Genomic DNA, 15,477 nt, shown 5'->3' on the forward strand with positions numbered 1-15,477 from the left:
AATCTTTTGAGAAAGTATGTTTTTCTTCTCTGTTTTTTATTTCTACTAGTAGGGTGTCAAGGAAGTTCATATACACCAATTGCTAAAGATAAAAATGTTATTATAACTACGAATATAAAAGAAGGCAGCATTAGTTTTATTGATAAAAAAGATAAAAAGTTAATTACGACATGGGAACTAAATGAGCCAATGGCCGGAATCACACTGCTTCCAAATGGCGATGAAATACTTGTATACGGTAAGCAATTAGAATATATGTATGTATATTCACTAGCGGAAGGAAGGCAAGTGGGAAAATATAAAACTGGAAAGGGCATTGTAAATGTGGTCGTATCAGCAGATAAAAAACAATTATTTGCTGCTGATCAAAATGTTCAAAAGGTAAGGTTCTTTACGATAAATGGGAAAGAGACAGGAAATGTTTCAACAGGAAAAGGGCCTATAACGATGGTAGAGTATCAGAATCGGTTATCTGTACTAAACTTTTATGATACGAAACTAACGACAATTGATACGAAGAAAAAAGAAGTTATTCAATCCTTTATGATTCCGCCAGCATCAACAGGAGCGACGATTAGTCCTGATGGGAAAGAAATATGGATTGGCGGACATGGTGATGGAAATCAAGTAAATGAGAAAGTGTTAGTGTATTCTTTACAGAGTGGAGAAATGGTGCGTTCTTTACACGCTCCATTTATGCCTGTGAATATAACGAGGGATAGTAAGTACGTATATGCACTCAGTCATGGGTCGAATACACTTAGAAAGTTTGATATTAGAACATATAAAGAAATAGCTTCTGTAGAAGTAGGGTCGAATCCATTTGCATTTTTTGAGAGCGGAGCAGAAGGGTATGTAGCCAGTTATGATAGTGATGAAGTGTGCGTTATAGATATGAAGAATTTGAAAATAAAACAAACAATTAAAGTCGGAAAAGGACCGTTTCAACTCATAGAGAGGGAAGGGAAGGACAATGAATAAATATAGAGTGCTAGTTGTAGATGATGAAAGTGATATGAGACAGCTTGTTGGAATGTATTTGGATAACTTTGGATATGAGTGGGGAGAAGCTGAGAATGGAAAAGAGGCTCTTAAAAAACTAGAAACGGATCATTATGATTTCGTTGTATTAGATATAATGATGCCAGAAATGGATGGACTTTCAGTTTGTAAAGAAATTAGAAAAACGTCAGATGTGCCGATTATATTTTTAACGGCAAAAGGTGAAGAGTGGAATAGGGTGAACGGCTTACGTATGGGAGCAGATGACTATATTGTAAAACCGTTTAGTCCTGGTGAATTGGTTGCCCGTATGGAAGCTGTGCTAAGAAGATATACAAAGCAAGAACAGCAAGAAGAGATTCAATTTGGACCAATTCTTATCAATGAAAAAAGTAGACGAATAGAGGCGGATGGTGAGTCGATTTCTCTTACTGTAAAAGAGTTTGATTTATTATATTTTCTTTGCCAACATACAGGACAAGTATTTAGCCGGGAGCAATTACTTGAAAAGGTATGGGGATATGATTATGCCGGAAGTACAAGAACGGTAGATACGCATGTGAAAACGATGCGCTTGAAGCTTGGAGAAAGTGGAAACTACATTCAAACTGTTTGGGGTGTAGGCTATAAATTTGAGGTGTAACGTATGTTTACGATGGTACAAAAACTTTGGCTTACAGTAGTATGTGCAGTATGTGTAACAGTGTCCTTTCTTTATTTCGTATCTTTATACTCGTATGAAAAATTATACGTTGATAATTTAAAAGCTTCGTTAGTAATGGAAGGAAAAAGTCTTGCTGCTCAATATGATAAGCGTGAAGGAATATCAACTTTTGAAGAGAAAGTAAGATCGTTTGATCAAATATCTAGTTCAGACGTTATTTTCGTGTCTAATCCGCGTGATTTAAGCGCATGTTTGCCTTTTGATGTGCATCATCATTCTCTTATAAGTGAAGGAGATAGGCAAACGCTATTAGACGGGAAAACTGTGACAAAAATAGGATATGAAGAACATTTTGACCGTAATATTATGGGGGTTGTCATCCCTGTATTGGAAAATAAAAAATTAGTCGGAATTGTCTATTCGTATATTCCTTTAAAAAGTATAAAAGATTTAATCTATGATATGGGTCTTATTTTAGCACCGTTAGCAATTGCTATGATTTTAATTACGATATGGGTTGGAAGGAAAATTATAATTGCAATTACGAAGCCACTTTCGCAAATGGAGCGGGTTGCAAATCATTTGGCTACGGGAGATTTTTCGGAGCGGATTACAGTTTCTTCAGAGGATGAAATTGGACGATTAGGAAAAGCATTTAATAAAATGGCAAATTCATTAGAAACAGAAGATGTAAAGCGTAAGGAATTTTTAGCAAATGTTTCGCATGAACTTAGAACACCACTTAGTTATATAAAAGGGTATAGCGAGGCTATTTTAGATGGTGTTGCAAAGGGACCGCAGCAGGAAAAAGTAACGCAGCTAATTCATAAAGAAGCAGGTCGTATGCAGCGTCTCGTTCATGACTTGTTAGACTTAGCACAATTAGAAGGTGAGCACTTTCCGTTAAAGAAGCAACCTATCGTTTTTTCACAGCTGATTGAAGACGTATTAGATACGTATGAGATTAAGTTTATAGAAAAGGAAATTCATATTTCAACTAATTTAAATCCAGAGGTCATTGTCATGATTGATGAAGATCGTATGCAACAAGTGCTTCATAATGTGTTAGATAATGCGATACGGTATACAAATCAAAAAGGAAATATCGTTATAACTTTAGAGCAAATCGATGATTACTGTGAATTAAAAATAAAAGATACAGGAATTGGTATTGATATAGAACATTTGGAGAATCTTGGAGAACGCTTTTACCGAGTTGATAAAGCGAGAAGTCGTCAACACGGTGGAACAGGTTTAGGCCTTGCTATTGTGAAACAAATTGTTCATATACATGGTGGACAGTGGAAAATTGAAAGTGAAAAAGATAAGGGAACAACGGTTATTATTAAACTGAATGTACAGGATGAGGGGAGCATGTTCTAATTTTTAGGACATGTTCTTTATATTGAAGAAAATATTTATCCCGCTATTCGCCGGGCAGTAAGACCCTCACCTCAAAATTCAACGGAAGCAAAGAAGTTAGGTGGAGGCCCTGCTGCCCGTAAAAGTCCGATTCGTGAGGGCTAATAATCAGTGGGCGATGAACAAAACCCCCACTGATTAAAGTTTCACTTTATACGTAAAAATATAAATTAATATGTAATAAATATCGAAAATTTGACTATTTTATGAACAAAACATTTGTACTTCTTATCAATTCGGTCTAAAATAGTTATGATGCAAAGTTCTTATAAATCGTTTCAATTGTTGTTTGGAAGATACTGAGGTGATTTAACTGGAGTACAAATCTATTAAACCGAAAAAAATTTACGAAGAAGTATCTGAAGCTATTTTAACAATGATTAAAAATGGTACGTTAAAACCTGGTGACAAACTACTCCCTGTGCATCAATTAGCTGAGCAGTTTCAAGTTGGCAGATCTGCTGTTCGTGAAGCGCTAAGTGCGCTAAGAGCGATGGGCTTAATTGAGATGAAACAAGGAGAAGGTACATATGTGAAGAACTTCGATTCTTCTTCATTAACGAAATCATTAAACAATAGATTATTAATGAAGAAAGAAGATATTTTGAATTTATTAGAAGTACGAAAGGTGCTTGAAGTGGGGGCAGTTCGAGTAGCGGCGGCAAAACGTACGGAAGATAATTTACAAAATATGAAACATTGGTTAGATGAAATGGCAAAGAGCATTGGAGATGAAAAGGCTGGCGAAAAAGCCGATTTTCAATTTCATATGGGAATTGCAGAGTCTTCGCATAATAACATTTTGCTTGAACTCATGAATCATGTTTCAGAGATGATTGCTGAAACAATTGGTGAATCAAGACGCATTATTTTATATGGTGAACAAACGACATCAGAACGACTTATAGAAGAGCATCAAGTTATATATGATGCGGTGTTAAAACAAGATGTAGAATTAGCGCAGCAAGCAATGCTAGATCATTTAACAAATGTAGAACATATTGTCACAGGTAAAAACGATATAAATTCGTAATTTAATCTTTTAAAAATTTAATTTTCTGATAAAATAGAGAAAGATTAAGTAAGCGTTTTCTTTAGAAGAGGGAGAGGATAGGCCACGGTTGAGCCTATTTCTTCTCTACTAAGTCATCTGATGACCATATGTTTGTTGGTGAAGTTGTAAAAAGGGGGAGTAATAGTTATGAAAGTTACTTTATTTGTTACTTGTTTAGTCGATATGTTTGAAACAAATGTCGGCAAAGCAACAGTTGAAGTGTTGGAGCGTTTAGGTTGTGAAATTGAATTTCCAGAAGCACAAGTTTGTTGTGGGCAGCCTGCTTATAATAGCGGCCATGTAGAAGCAGCAAAAGAAGCGATGAAACATATGATTGAAACTTTCGAAGATGCAGAATATATCGTTACGCCATCTGGTTCTTGTGCGACAATGTTTCATGAGTATCCGCATGTTTTCAAAGATGATCCAAAGTGGGCTAAACGTGCACAAAAAGTTGCTGATAAAACTTATGAATTTACACAGTTTATTGTAGATGTTTTAAAAGTTACAGATGTTGGTGCAAGTTTACCAGGGATAGCTACTATTCATAAATCATGTCATATGACGCGTATGCTTGGAGTAAAAGAAGCACCAGGAATTTTATTATCAAATGTAAAAGGATTAACTGTGAGAGATTTGCCAAACGTGCAAAATTGTTGCGGGTTTGGGGGAACGTTTTCAGTTAAGATGACTCCAATTTCTGAGCAAATGGTAGACGAAAAAGTAGATAGTGTCATGGAAACAGGTGCAGATTATTTAATCGGTGCAGATTGTGGGTGTTTGTTAAACATTGGCGGACGTATTGAGCGTTTAGGAAAAGAAGTAAAAGTAATGCATATTGCTGAGGTACTGAATAGTCGCTCATGAAGGGGGAACATAAGCTATGTCTATGAAAATCAGTGAGAAAAAATTTAATGATCGCGTTGGTGATGGAATTCAAGATTCGTTTATGCGCGGAGCAGTATCTTCTGCACAAACGCGTTTATATACGAATCGCTTAAAAGCTGCAGATGAATTAGGAAACTGGGAAGAGTGGCGTGAACTAGGTGAACAAATTCGTCAACATACGTTAGAAAATCTGGATTATTACTTAATGCAGTTAAGTGAAAATGTATCAAAAAGAGGCGGACACGTGTACTTTGCGAAGACGAAAGAGGAAGCTGCAAAGTATATTCAAGACGTTGCCAAAAAGAAACAAGCGAAAAAAGTAGTAAAATCAAAGTCGATGGTAACAGAAGAAATTAGTATGAACCATGCGCTTGAAGAGATTGGCTGTGAAGTGTTAGAGAGTGACTTAGGAGAGTATATCTTGCAAGTAGATAACGATCCACCTTCACATATTATTGCACCTGCACTTCATAAAAATAGAACGCAAATTCGCGATGTATTTAAAGAAAAGCTAGGCTATGAAAATTCTGATGACCCATATGAAATGACAAAGTTTGTTCGTAAACAACTTCGTGAGAAATTTATGGATGCAGAAATTGGTGTAACTGGTTGTAACTTTGCTGTTGCAAATACTGGATCTCTTTGTTTAGTAACGAATGAAGGTAATGCAGATCTTGTTATGTCAATTCCTAAAACACAAATTGCGGTAATGGGTATGGAACGTATGGTTCCGACAATGGAAGAATTAGATGTTTTAGTTGGTTTACTATGTCGTAGTGCAGTAGGTCAAAAATTAACAAGTTATGTAACAGTAGCAGGACCAATTCAAGAAGAGGAAGTTGATGGACCTGAAGAATTCCATTTAGTGGTTGTTGATAATGGTCGCTCTCAAATTCTTGGATCTGAATTCCGTTCCGTATTACAATGTATTCGTTGCGCTGCTTGTGTTAACGTATGTCCTGTATATCGTCACGTTGGTGGACATTCATATGGATCGATTTACTCAGGACCAATCGGTGCGGTATTAACACCGCTTCTAGGTGGATATGATGATTACAAAGAGCTTCCTTATGCATCTAGTTTATGCGGAGCATGTACAGAAGCTTGTCCAGTAAAAATTCCATTGCATGATTTATTATTAAAACATCGTCAAGTCATCGTTGAGCAAGAAGGTCGTGCACCACTTGCAGAAAAACTAGCGATGAAAATGTTTAGTATGGGTGCTTCTTCAGCTGCTTTATATAAAATGGGTTCAAAAATGGCACCAGCGGCAATGAGTCCATTTACATCTGGTAATCGTGTATCAAAAGGTGTTGGACCACTTAAAAACTGGACGGATATTCGTGAATTCCCAGCTCCAAGTAAAGAACGATTCCGTGATTGGTATAAAGATCATAAGAAAGGCGGGGATAAATAATGACAGGATTAATTCAAAACCGTGATGCCTTTCTAGATAACATTGCAAAAGAACTTGGGCGCGCACGTAAAACAGAAGGTGTAGAGCGTCCAGTATGGAAAAGTAATGTGAATATAGAAACGTTAAAAGATTATTCACAAGAAGAATTACTAGAAGTGTTTAAAAAGCAATGTACAAACATTCATACAACTGTAGTAGAAACGACAAATGACCGTTTAGGTGAAGACCTTCAAAAAGTAATCATGGAAAACGGCGGGGGACCTATTTTATTATCAGCAGATGATCGTTTTGATGCATATGGTTTAACATCTTTATTTAAAGAAGAACTTCCAAAGCGAGACGTTGAAGTAAACGTATGGGATCCAGAGAGAAAAGACGAAAATATGCGTTTAGCTGAAAAAGCGAATATTGGTATTGCATTTAGTGATTATACATTAGCCGAATCTGGTACAATTGTTGTACAAAGTCATAAAGGGCAGGGACGTTCTTTACACTTTTTACCGACTGTATATTTTGCTATTATTCCACGTGAAACACTTGTGCCTCGTATTACACAAGCAGTTCAGGATATGAACTCACGCGTAGAAAATGGGGAGACAGCGGCATCTTGTATTAACTTTATTACAGGGCCAAGTAACTCGGCTGACATTGAGATGAATCTTGTTGTCGGAGTACATGGACCATTAAAAGCAGTATATTTCATCGTATAAAAGAGGGGAAAGCAGGCCGGAAAATGGCCTGCTTTTTTAGTAGAATAAAGGATAATATGAAGTAGAAGTTCTCTCCTTTTTTTGCTATGTTTTTTTGGAAAGGAGAGGAAGGGATGTTCACTTATTTATATGCACTGTTAGCAGGGATGGTGTTTGGTTCTTTTTTTATGTTAGTTGCGGTGAGGGTTCCATTAGGTGCGTCTATTATTACCCCGCGTTCACATTGTTATTATTGCAAATATGTGCTAAGGCCAAAAGAACTAATCCCCATCATTTCATTTTATATACAAAGAGGCTGTTGTACGAATTGTAAGAGGAAAATTCCAATTATATATGTAGCATTTGAATGTATAACAGGAAGTATATTTCTTCTTACCGTGTATATGATTGGAATAGAACGAGAACTTATTATCATTTTATCCCTTTTTTCGCTACTTCTTATTATTTCAGTTACAGATTACTTATATATGTTAATTCCTGATTGTATTTTAATTTCGTTTGCCGTTTTACTCATTCTCGAAAGTATTTTTGTACAATTAGTTACTTGGACAGATAGTATAGTTGGTAGTGGTGTTATATTCCTTTTGTTATATTGCATGCAAAAGATATATCCAGAAGGGCTTGGCGGAGGAGATATAAAACTACTTTCGTTACTTGGTTTTATAGTAGGAGTGAAGGGAGTTTTTATCGTTTTATTTTTAGCATCTTGTTTTAGTCTTTGTTTTTTCGGGATTGGTATCGTATTAAAACGTATAGAAGTAGGAAAGCCAATTCCATTTGGTCCTTTTATTAGTCTTGGGGCAATGTGTTATGTATTGGCCGCATATTCAAATTAGAGAGGGAGTCAAAAATGAACGTATATATGGATGATCAAAGAAGTTGCCCGTTCGGGTATGTGTCCGCAACTACGGTAGAATGTGCCTTGCAAATGGTTCGGAATTATGATGTGAATATTCTTTCCCTTGATTTTAATATGGGGTGGAGAGCAAAAAATGGACTAGATTTTGTAGAAGCTTTTTGTACAGAGGGATTATATGTGAATGAAATTCACCTTCATACGAATGATGTCATCGGTATGCACAAGATGAAACAGAGAATGGATAAGGGAAAAGAAGAAGGAGAAATTAATCCTCACCTTGTTGTTAAATACGTGGGAAGCTAAAAACTCCAAAGTAAAACTTTGGAGTTTTTAATGTTTCATATGTGCTTGTAAAGGAATAATCTCTTCTTGTTGAGCTGCTGCGATTTCAGTTTCTTCCTGTTGAACTTCAGGTGTTTTCTTTGTTAAGTAGTGGTATACCATACCGACAAATACTGATCCGCCAATAATGTTACCGATTGTAACAGGAATTAAGTTATGAATAGCACCTGAAAAAGAAATTGTCTCAGGATGCGGTGAAACTAAAGATAAAGCAAAGAGTGATAAGTTTGCAATACTATGTTCGTAACCAGATAAGAAGAATGTGAAAACAAGTAGCATCATGACTATTATTTTTGCTGTGTCACCTTTAACCTGAGAAGGTAAGAAACAAGCAAGACATACGAGCCAGTTACATAAAATGGCTTTAAAGAATAACTGCATTGTAGGTGTGTTCATCTTTCCTTCAACGACTTTACTCATTAAGTGACCGTGATCAATTGCTTCAAAAATTCCAGTTGCGTAAAATAGTAAGGCAAAGAATAACGCGCCGGCTAAGTTACCTGCATAACAAGCAACCCAGTTACGTAGTGTATCAGAAATCGTTGTTTCTTTTCTTAAAGTTGCTACAGTAAAGTACATTGTGTTCCCAGTAAACAATTCAGCACCGCCATATATAATAAGTACGAGAGCAATCCCGAAAAACATAGAAGCAGCTAAATAAGTTGCTGGTGAATCTGCAATGTGAAAAAAGTTACCTAATTTAAAACATAGTACAATAATAAAACCGATATAAATACCCGCAAGTGCAGCACGAATGAAATATTGCATTGGGTTTGTATCTAGTATTTTCTTTTTGCTTTTAGCCAGTTTGACAACATAATCTAGTCCTTGTTCTAGCATGAGTAATACGCTCCTTTAGTAAATCTTCTATAAATACTCCTTATATGAATAAAGTACATGGAATTGTTCTCACTTTCAATAAGTTTGTGCAATGTTTCACAAAAAGGACATACATACATTAAGAAAACGTTTACAAAAGGTAGTATAATGGAATTTTTTCTGGACATTGGGAGGAAGAAAGAAAAAGAAAAAGCGCTGTAATTACAGCGCTTTTTCGTCTAAATTCTTTTCTACTTTTACTTCTACTTCTTTTGAGAAGAACCAACCACCAACTGCGATTCCGACTAATACAATCCAGAATGTAAGCTTCCACGGAGTGGATTCTGGGAATGAATGTGGAATTACATTTAATGCAGGGTGTGCTAATGTATAAACTGCTAGCTTCACACCAACCCAACCTACAATTAAGAATGCTGCGGTTTCAAGTCCTGGTTTACGTTTTAAGATTTGTACGAAAGCAGTTGCTGCAAATCGCATAATGATTAATCCGATAAGTCCACCTACAAAGATAACAACGAATTGCCCAGTATCAAGACTACCAATTGTACCTAATCCTGTTTTTGGTAAAGTCATTGCTAGTGCAACAGCAGCTAAAATTGAATCAACTGCGAAGGCGATATCAGCAACCTCAACTTTAAATACAGTCCACCAAAAGTTCTCTTGTTTTTTCTTTGCTTCTTTTTCTTCTGTTTCTTCATCTGTGTTCTTTTTAACATATGTTTTAAATAAGTGATTACCAGCGATAAACATAAGGTAGATGGCACCGATTGCTTGCACTTGCCATACATCGACTAAGAACGAAATCATAAATAACGATCCAAATCGGAAAACAAATGCCCCCGCTAATCCATAAAATAGTGCTTTCTTTCTTTTTTCTTCTGGTAAATGTTTTACCATAATTGCAAGAACAAGAGCGTTATCAGCCGCTAAAATCCCTTCAAGTGCAATTAGGATGAGTAATACCCAACCATACTCCAATAATAATGATACATCCATGTACATTCTCCTCTCATTTCTATAAGTTCTAAATAAGTGAAGAATTTCCCCACTATTTAGTTTCCCCATACTCCTGCCTATTAACTTTGGGAGAATCTGGAAGTGAATGCAAAAAAGACCTCTGCCGTTAATAGGCAAAGGTCTTGCTAGACATATGTAATAAAAAATGCCAACAAAGCCGGAAGAACTAAGTTCTACGTAATGACGACTTTGTTTCCAAGAAATATTCTTGGACGCTACTCCCCTTTGGAGATATGTTATTGTATTCTCATTATATGGATAATTTATACGGTTGTCAACCTGTTAAAATATCTTCATTCGGATATTTTATTTTCAGGTTCTTTTTACGAGCAAATGAAAAAGCCAATGTTAAAGGACCCATTTTCCCGAAAAACATCATAAAGATAATAATAGCTTTTCCGATTATAGTTAAGTGGGGTGTTAAATTCATACTGAGGCCAACAGTCCCAAATGCTGAAAATACTTCGAAAGCACTCATCAATAGAGGAACTCGCTCAGTAATACTCAAAATTAAAATAGCAAAAAAGATAAATGAAATTGAAATAATAGTAATGGTTAATGATTTGACAATGAGAGTATCTTTAATGGATTTTTTAAATACGACAATATCCTCTTGTTGTTGTAAAAATTTAAATACGCCAAAAAATATGATTAAAAATGTTGTTAACTTAATCCCACCACCAGTTGAAGCGCTACCAGCACCAATAAACATAAGGAGCATCATTAATAGAAGAGAAGGTTTTGACAATGTAGAAATATCAACTGTATTAAACCCGGCAGTTCGCGTTGAAATTGCTTGGAAATAAGAGGCTAATCCTTCTTCAAATGGGGTAAAACCTCTCATAGAAAGGGAGTTATGGAACTCGAATATAAAAATAAAAAGGGTAGCAATAATGTTGACGATTAGAGTAGAAGAGAGCATAAGTTTTGAATGTAGTGTAAGGTTTTTAAAGTTTTTCTTTCTTTTTATGTCTACGATTACTGTAAAACCAATTCCACCTAAAATGATGAGAGAGGAAATGACGAGATTGACAAGAATGCTATGAGAATGGGACATTAAATTATCGCTCCACACAGAAAAGCCAGCATTGTTAAAGGCTGAGATTGAATGGAAAAAACTATAATAGATCCCTTTCATAACCCCATATTTTGGTACCCATTCAAAAGAAAGAATTATAGTAGCGATACATTCGACTGTAAAAGAGAATAAAAATAATGCTTTGGCAAGACGGATGATGCCGCCGATATTCGTTTGATTTAATGCTTGTTGCAGTAAAATCCGATTTTGAAGACCGATTTTTCTTCCGAGCATAATCGCAATTAAGACAGCAAAGCTCATAATGCCAAGCCCGCCAACTTGTATAAGCGTTAAAATGACACATTGTCCAAACAAAGTAAATACTTTTCCAGTATCTACAACACCAAGCCCAGTAACAGTACAAGCGGAAACGGTTGTAAATAAGGCATCGAGCCATGAAATGGACGTTGTCGTAGCAATGGGTAGTTTTAATAAACATGTGCCGACAACTGATAATACAAGAAAAGACAAAGTAAGAACGCGGGGAGGGCTCATGCTAATATTAATCCGTTTCATTTCACATATCGCTCCTTTCGTTTTGCTTTGATTAGTATGTGAAAAAGCACCATTATGTATGTTGAAAATAGAAAGAGGCAGAGAATATCTGCCTCTAAGCCATATGTTATATTATTATCCACGTAATTGTTGTTGAGCTAAAGCAACAAGACGTTTTGTTACTTCACCGCCAACTGAACCGTTAGAACGAGATGCTGTATTAGATCCTAAACTTACACCAAATTCTTGTGCAATTTCATATTTAAATTGTTCAAGTGCTTGTTCTGCACCTGGAACTAATAATTTGTTTGTTTTTACCATGTTGATACACATCCTTATGAGTAGTCCAGTTCAGCTAAGTTCTTATCTAAACTGGTAACGTTATTTTATGTGGAAACGACGTACTCATACGCGGAAGTAATCGGTGCGATTAGAAGTTCTTGGATAGAAAAAAGAGTAGCAAATTTGCTACTCTTTTTTTAGTATTGTCGCTGTTCCTTCCACGACAATATCATCTGATTGATTATATATGTTTGTTTGCAGCGTAATGATTTTTTTATCATCACGCTTCTTAATAACCTCTGCCACAACGCGAAGTGTATCACCGATTTTGACAGGGGCACGGAATGAAACATTTTGGGATAAATAAATCGTATTTTTGCCTGGGAGTTTCGTTCCAAGGATGGTAGAAATAAAACTCGAAACGAGCATACCGTGAGCAATACGTTCTTTAAACATTGTCGTTTTTGCAAAAGAATCTAAAATGTGAATAGGATTCACATCCCCAGTCAATTTTGCAAAATTGATAACATCTTCATCTGTAATTGTTTTTGTAAGGGATGCTTGATCACCGACTTGAATCTCATCATAACGAAGCTCCGGAACAGTTTGTGCTTCTTGAAATGGATTCATTTTGTCCTCCTTCTTTTCCATATCGAAAAATGTTAGCCATCTTGATGTAGTAGGAGGAAGAAAGAGTTTTGTTTGTGCTGCGGTTAGCTCCCACATTTTTCTTACTTGATGGAAGTAAATAGATTTTTTGAGTTTTCCTCGAACTTTTTTGCGAGTTCCAACTGTTTTGACTTGAACTCTTCCAAAAAACCCTCTAACTGTTTTTGAGCCTCTTCACGTTGTAATTGTTGTTGCTCAATAAATTGTTTTGTTGTTTCTTCAAATTGGCCGCTTGTTTGGGTAAGAATTGACAATGATGTTTTTGTAGGAGAAACAGTAAGCTGATGCATATGAGCAGAAAGTTCCTTCCATTTGTCCTGCCACTCGTTAATTTGATCATTTAAGGAGTTTCCAGTTAATTGTTTCACGTAATCTGTATATTGGTTATTGAACTGAGCAGTGAGTTGTTGTAGTTCTTTTTCTAGTTCATCTACTCCTGATGTTAATTTATGCAAAGCGTCTTGTTGTTGTTTTAATGTTTCTAAAGTAAGTTGCTCTAATTGCTTCCCAGCTGAAGAGAAAAGGGAAAGTGATTGAGACCAGTTTTTCCAAAATGCATCGACTAATTCGTATGGTTTAGTTTCCATTGTTTGACCCCCAAATGTTTTTTTGCATATTGTGAACGCAGATTACTCTGCTGTACCACCAGGTGAAGATGAAGAATCCGTTTCATCCTTTTCTGGAGAAGTAGAAAATGGAAAGAATGCATTGGTGTATAACGTGAAAAACGTTCGCAACATATTTTGATAATGTTCAAAAGAAGTCGCACATGTTGTTAAATATTGCTCTCCATATTCAGTTAAAGAATAAATTCTTTTTGCCGGCCCTCCATCGCTTGTATCCCAAGTAGAAGAAATAAGGTTTTCTTTTTCTAATTTGCGTAGTGTTCTATAAACATTACCTTGGTCAACAGAAGAAAAGCCGATATCCATTAGCATTTGAATAAGTTTGTAACCATGAAGACTCCAGTCTTTTAGACAGAGAAGTAAGAAGGGAACTAAGAAGTTTTTTGGCATGGAGTTTGGTTGTTTCGCTTGGTTGCTCTCCAAACTTTCGCGTTGTTCTGGTTCATTTTGTAGCATGATTGTGCATCACCTCATGAATCAGTTAGATGGAATTTTTTGCTTATAAGTGCAATTTACACCTATCTGTTTTTAAAGTCAACACATTTGTTAGAAAATAGAAAAAAATAAAATATAGACTTGAAGTTTTATTCAGAATATTAGAAAATAGTGAATAGGTTGAATTGTTTCAAAAACGAAAAAGGGAGTGTAGGTAAAGTGATTGATCAAAAATTCGATCCACTACAAGCATGGAAAAATGCTTATGAACAAACCGAAACATTTTGGGGAAAAGCGCTCAATGAAACAATTAAAACAGAAGAATATTCTGCTTGGATGGGCAGCGTTCTAGATTTGAATTTGTTTTATCAAAAAGCATTAAATGATACGACAAAAAACTATTTAGAACAAGTAAATGTGCCGACGAAAGAGGATATCGCAAGAGTGGCTACGCTTGTTATTAACTTAGAAAATAAAGTAGATAACATTGAGGAGTTTCTAGAGGAGAAAGTAGATTCTTTAGGGCAAGCTCCTACATTAAAGCGTGATGTAACGAAAGTAAAACAAGATATTCGTACGCTTGAAACAAAAGTAGATCAAATTTTAGAATTGCTAGAAAAGCAAAATGCAGTACTAGCTAAACTACAAGTACCTGTAAAAGAAGAGGTAAAGCCTGCGAATAAACCAGAAAATAAAAAATGATAAAAGCGCTTGTTTATAACAGATAAAAGAGAGAGGGAGAATCTCTTTTCACGTATAAACAGCGAAACATAATTATATATGGACTCTATAGTATGAGTACCAAAATGATTCATAACACTCGTTCACAAATTCATTTAAGGGGGAAAAGAAATGGTTCAATTAAATGGAAAAGTAGCAATCGTAACAGGTGGAGCAAAAGGAATTGGAAAAGCAATTACAGTAGCATTAGCACAAGAGGGAGCGAAAGTAGTTATTAACTATAATAGCAGTAAAGAAGCAGCTGAAAATTTAGTAAATGAATTAGGAAAAGACGGACATGACGTTTATGCAGTGCAAGCGGATGTTTCTAAAGTAGAAGATGCAAACCGACTTGTAGAAGAAGCTGTGAATCATTTTGGTAAAGTTGATATTCTTGTTAATAATGCTGGTATTACAAGAGACCGTACATTCAAAAAGTTAAATCGTGAAGATTGGGAGCGCGTAATTGACGTGAATTTAAGCAGCGTATTTAATACGACAAGTGCGGTTCTTCCATACATAACGGAAGCAGAAGAAGGAAGAATTATTAGCATTTCTTCTATTATTGGTCAAGCAGGTGGATTTGGCCAAACAAACTACTCAGCAGCAAAAGCGGGGATGTTAGGATTTACAAAATCATTAGCGTTAGAACTTGCAAAAACAAATGTCACTGTAAATGCTATTTGCCCAGGATTTATTGATACTGAAATGGTAGCAGAAGTACCAGAAGAAGTACGTCAAAAAATCGTTGCAAAAATCCCGAAAAAACGTTTTGGTCAAGCTGATGAAATTGCAAAAGGTGTAGTATACCTATGCCGTGACGGTGCGTATATCACAGGTCAACAATTAAACATTAACGGCGGATTATATATGTAATGAAGTAAGAAAAAAGTGCATATCCATAGCAGGAATGCACTTCTTTTTTTTAAGAAGGAAATCGACCAAAAAGGAGATAGA

18 protein-coding genes and 1 riboswitch are annotated in these 15,477 nt (G+C 35.7%); of the genes, 11 read left to right on the forward strand and 7 right to left on the reverse strand.

From position 1 onward, the window contains the following. Positions 1 to 6: 6 nt before the first annotated feature. The 9 genes from DN399_RS06440 to DN399_RS06480 all read left to right on the forward strand — a co-directional run bounded on the left by DN399_RS06440 (position 7) and on the right by DN399_RS06480 (position 8,319). On the forward strand, positions 7 to 981 hold the full coding sequence (locus tag DN399_RS06440) for a YncE family protein (RefSeq protein WP_001234152.1): 975 nt from the start codon (positions 7 to 9) through the stop codon (positions 979 to 981). After that, positions 974 to 1,645: a response regulator transcription factor gene (locus DN399_RS06445; protein ID WP_001046397.1), complete on the forward strand. Its 672-nt coding sequence runs from the start codon at positions 974 to 976 to the stop codon at positions 1,643 to 1,645. The genes DN399_RS06440 and DN399_RS06445 overlap by 8 nt, the downstream gene beginning before the upstream one ends. Positions 1,646 to 1,648: 3 nt before the next feature. Next, positions 1,649 to 3,049, forward strand: a complete 1,401-nt coding sequence (locus DN399_RS06450; RefSeq protein ID WP_000494796.1) for a sensor histidine kinase — start codon at positions 1,649 to 1,651, stop codon at positions 3,047 to 3,049. A gap of 382 nt (positions 3,050 to 3,431) precedes the next feature. Continuing rightward, positions 3,432 to 4,121, forward strand: a complete 690-nt coding sequence (locus DN399_RS06455; RefSeq protein ID WP_254904515.1) for a FadR/GntR family transcriptional regulator — start codon at positions 3,432 to 3,434, stop codon at positions 4,119 to 4,121. A gap of 168 nt (positions 4,122 to 4,289) precedes the next feature. After that, complete coding sequence (locus DN399_RS06460) at positions 4,290 to 5,009, forward strand: (Fe-S)-binding protein (protein ID WP_000869148.1); 720 nt, start codon at positions 4,290 to 4,292, stop codon at positions 5,007 to 5,009. 16 nt (positions 5,010 to 5,025) lie between these two features. Next, on the forward strand, positions 5,026 to 6,447 hold the full coding sequence (locus DN399_RS06465; protein WP_000061930.1) for a LutB/LldF family L-lactate oxidation iron-sulfur protein: 1,422 nt from the start codon (positions 5,026 to 5,028) through the stop codon (positions 6,445 to 6,447). Then, the gene (locus tag DN399_RS06470) at positions 6,447 to 7,157 is read left to right on the forward strand and encodes a LutC/YkgG family protein (protein WP_000147187.1); all 711 of its coding nucleotides are present in this window, start codon (positions 6,447 to 6,449) and stop codon (positions 7,155 to 7,157) included. Before DN399_RS06465 ends, DN399_RS06470 begins: the two co-directional genes overlap by 1 nt. A 113-nt stretch (positions 7,158 to 7,270) precedes the next feature. Next, positions 7,271 to 7,993: a prepilin peptidase gene (locus tag DN399_RS06475; RefSeq protein ID WP_000495725.1), complete on the forward strand. Its 723-nt coding sequence runs from the start codon at positions 7,271 to 7,273 to the stop codon at positions 7,991 to 7,993. A 14-nt stretch (positions 7,994 to 8,007) separates the two neighbouring features. Next, entirely contained in the window at positions 8,008 to 8,319 is a 312-nt protein-coding gene (locus DN399_RS06480) for a cyclic-phosphate processing receiver domain-containing protein (protein WP_001103771.1), read from the forward strand. A gap of 27 nt (positions 8,320 to 8,346) precedes the next feature. Here the strand turns inward: DN399_RS06480 and DN399_RS06485 are convergent, their stop codons facing one another. From DN399_RS06485 to phaQ, 7 genes are all read right to left on the reverse strand, one after another. Then, positions 8,347 to 9,198: a formate/nitrite transporter family protein gene (locus DN399_RS06485; protein WP_000893026.1), complete on the reverse strand. Its 852-nt coding sequence runs from the start codon at positions 9,196 to 9,198 to the stop codon at positions 8,347 to 8,349. 201 nt (positions 9,199 to 9,399) lie between these two features. Further along, a complete protein-coding gene (locus tag DN399_RS06490) occupies positions 9,400 to 10,194 on the reverse strand; it encodes a TerC family protein (RefSeq protein ID WP_000383326.1) in 795 nt (264 codons plus the stop codon). An 82-nt stretch (positions 10,195 to 10,276) separates the two neighbouring features. Further along, positions 10,277 to 10,451, reverse strand: a riboswitch (yybP-ykoY riboswitch). Between the two features lie 38 nt (positions 10,452 to 10,489). Continuing rightward, the gene (locus tag DN399_RS06495; protein WP_000822361.1) at positions 10,490 to 11,809 is read right to left on the reverse strand and encodes a TrkH family potassium uptake protein; all 1,320 of its coding nucleotides are present in this window, start codon (positions 11,807 to 11,809) and stop codon (positions 10,490 to 10,492) included. 114 nt (positions 11,810 to 11,923) lie between these two features. Next, the gene (locus tag DN399_RS06500; RefSeq protein WP_000241212.1) at positions 11,924 to 12,109 is read right to left on the reverse strand and encodes an alpha/beta-type small acid-soluble spore protein; all 186 of its coding nucleotides are present in this window, start codon (positions 12,107 to 12,109) and stop codon (positions 11,924 to 11,926) included. Positions 12,110 to 12,256: 147 nt separating this feature from the next. Next, positions 12,257 to 12,700: a MaoC family dehydratase gene (locus DN399_RS06505; protein ID WP_001067916.1), complete on the reverse strand. Its 444-nt coding sequence runs from the start codon at positions 12,698 to 12,700 to the stop codon at positions 12,257 to 12,259. 101 nt (positions 12,701 to 12,801) lie between these two features. Then, on the reverse strand, positions 12,802 to 13,326 hold the full coding sequence (gene phaP / locus DN399_RS06510) for a polyhydroxyalkanoic acid inclusion protein PhaP (protein WP_000448594.1): 525 nt from the start codon (positions 13,324 to 13,326) through the stop codon (positions 12,802 to 12,804). 42 nt (positions 13,327 to 13,368) lie between these two features. Next, positions 13,369 to 13,821 carry a poly-beta-hydroxybutyrate-responsive repressor gene (phaQ, locus tag DN399_RS06515; RefSeq protein WP_000939956.1) on the reverse strand — a complete coding sequence of 151 codons (453 nt, stop codon included), beginning with the start codon at positions 13,819 to 13,821 and terminating at the stop codon, positions 13,369 to 13,371. 198 nt (positions 13,822 to 14,019) lie between these two features. Between phaQ and phaR the strand changes: the two genes are divergently transcribed. Next, positions 14,020 to 14,502, forward strand: a complete 483-nt coding sequence (gene phaR / locus DN399_RS06520; protein WP_000566942.1) for a polyhydroxyalkanoic acid synthase subunit PhaR — start codon at positions 14,020 to 14,022, stop codon at positions 14,500 to 14,502. 150 nt (positions 14,503 to 14,652) lie between these two features. Continuing rightward, entirely contained in the window at positions 14,653 to 15,396 is a 744-nt protein-coding gene (locus DN399_RS06525) for an acetoacetyl-CoA reductase (RefSeq protein WP_000250407.1), read from the forward strand. The last annotated feature ends 81 nt before the right edge of the window (positions 15,397 to 15,477 follow it).

Source organism: Bacillus sp. AR4-2 (assembly GCF_008274865.1).
Taxonomy (GTDB): Bacteria; Bacillota; Bacilli; order Bacillales; family Bacillaceae_G; genus Bacillus_A; species Bacillus_A cereus.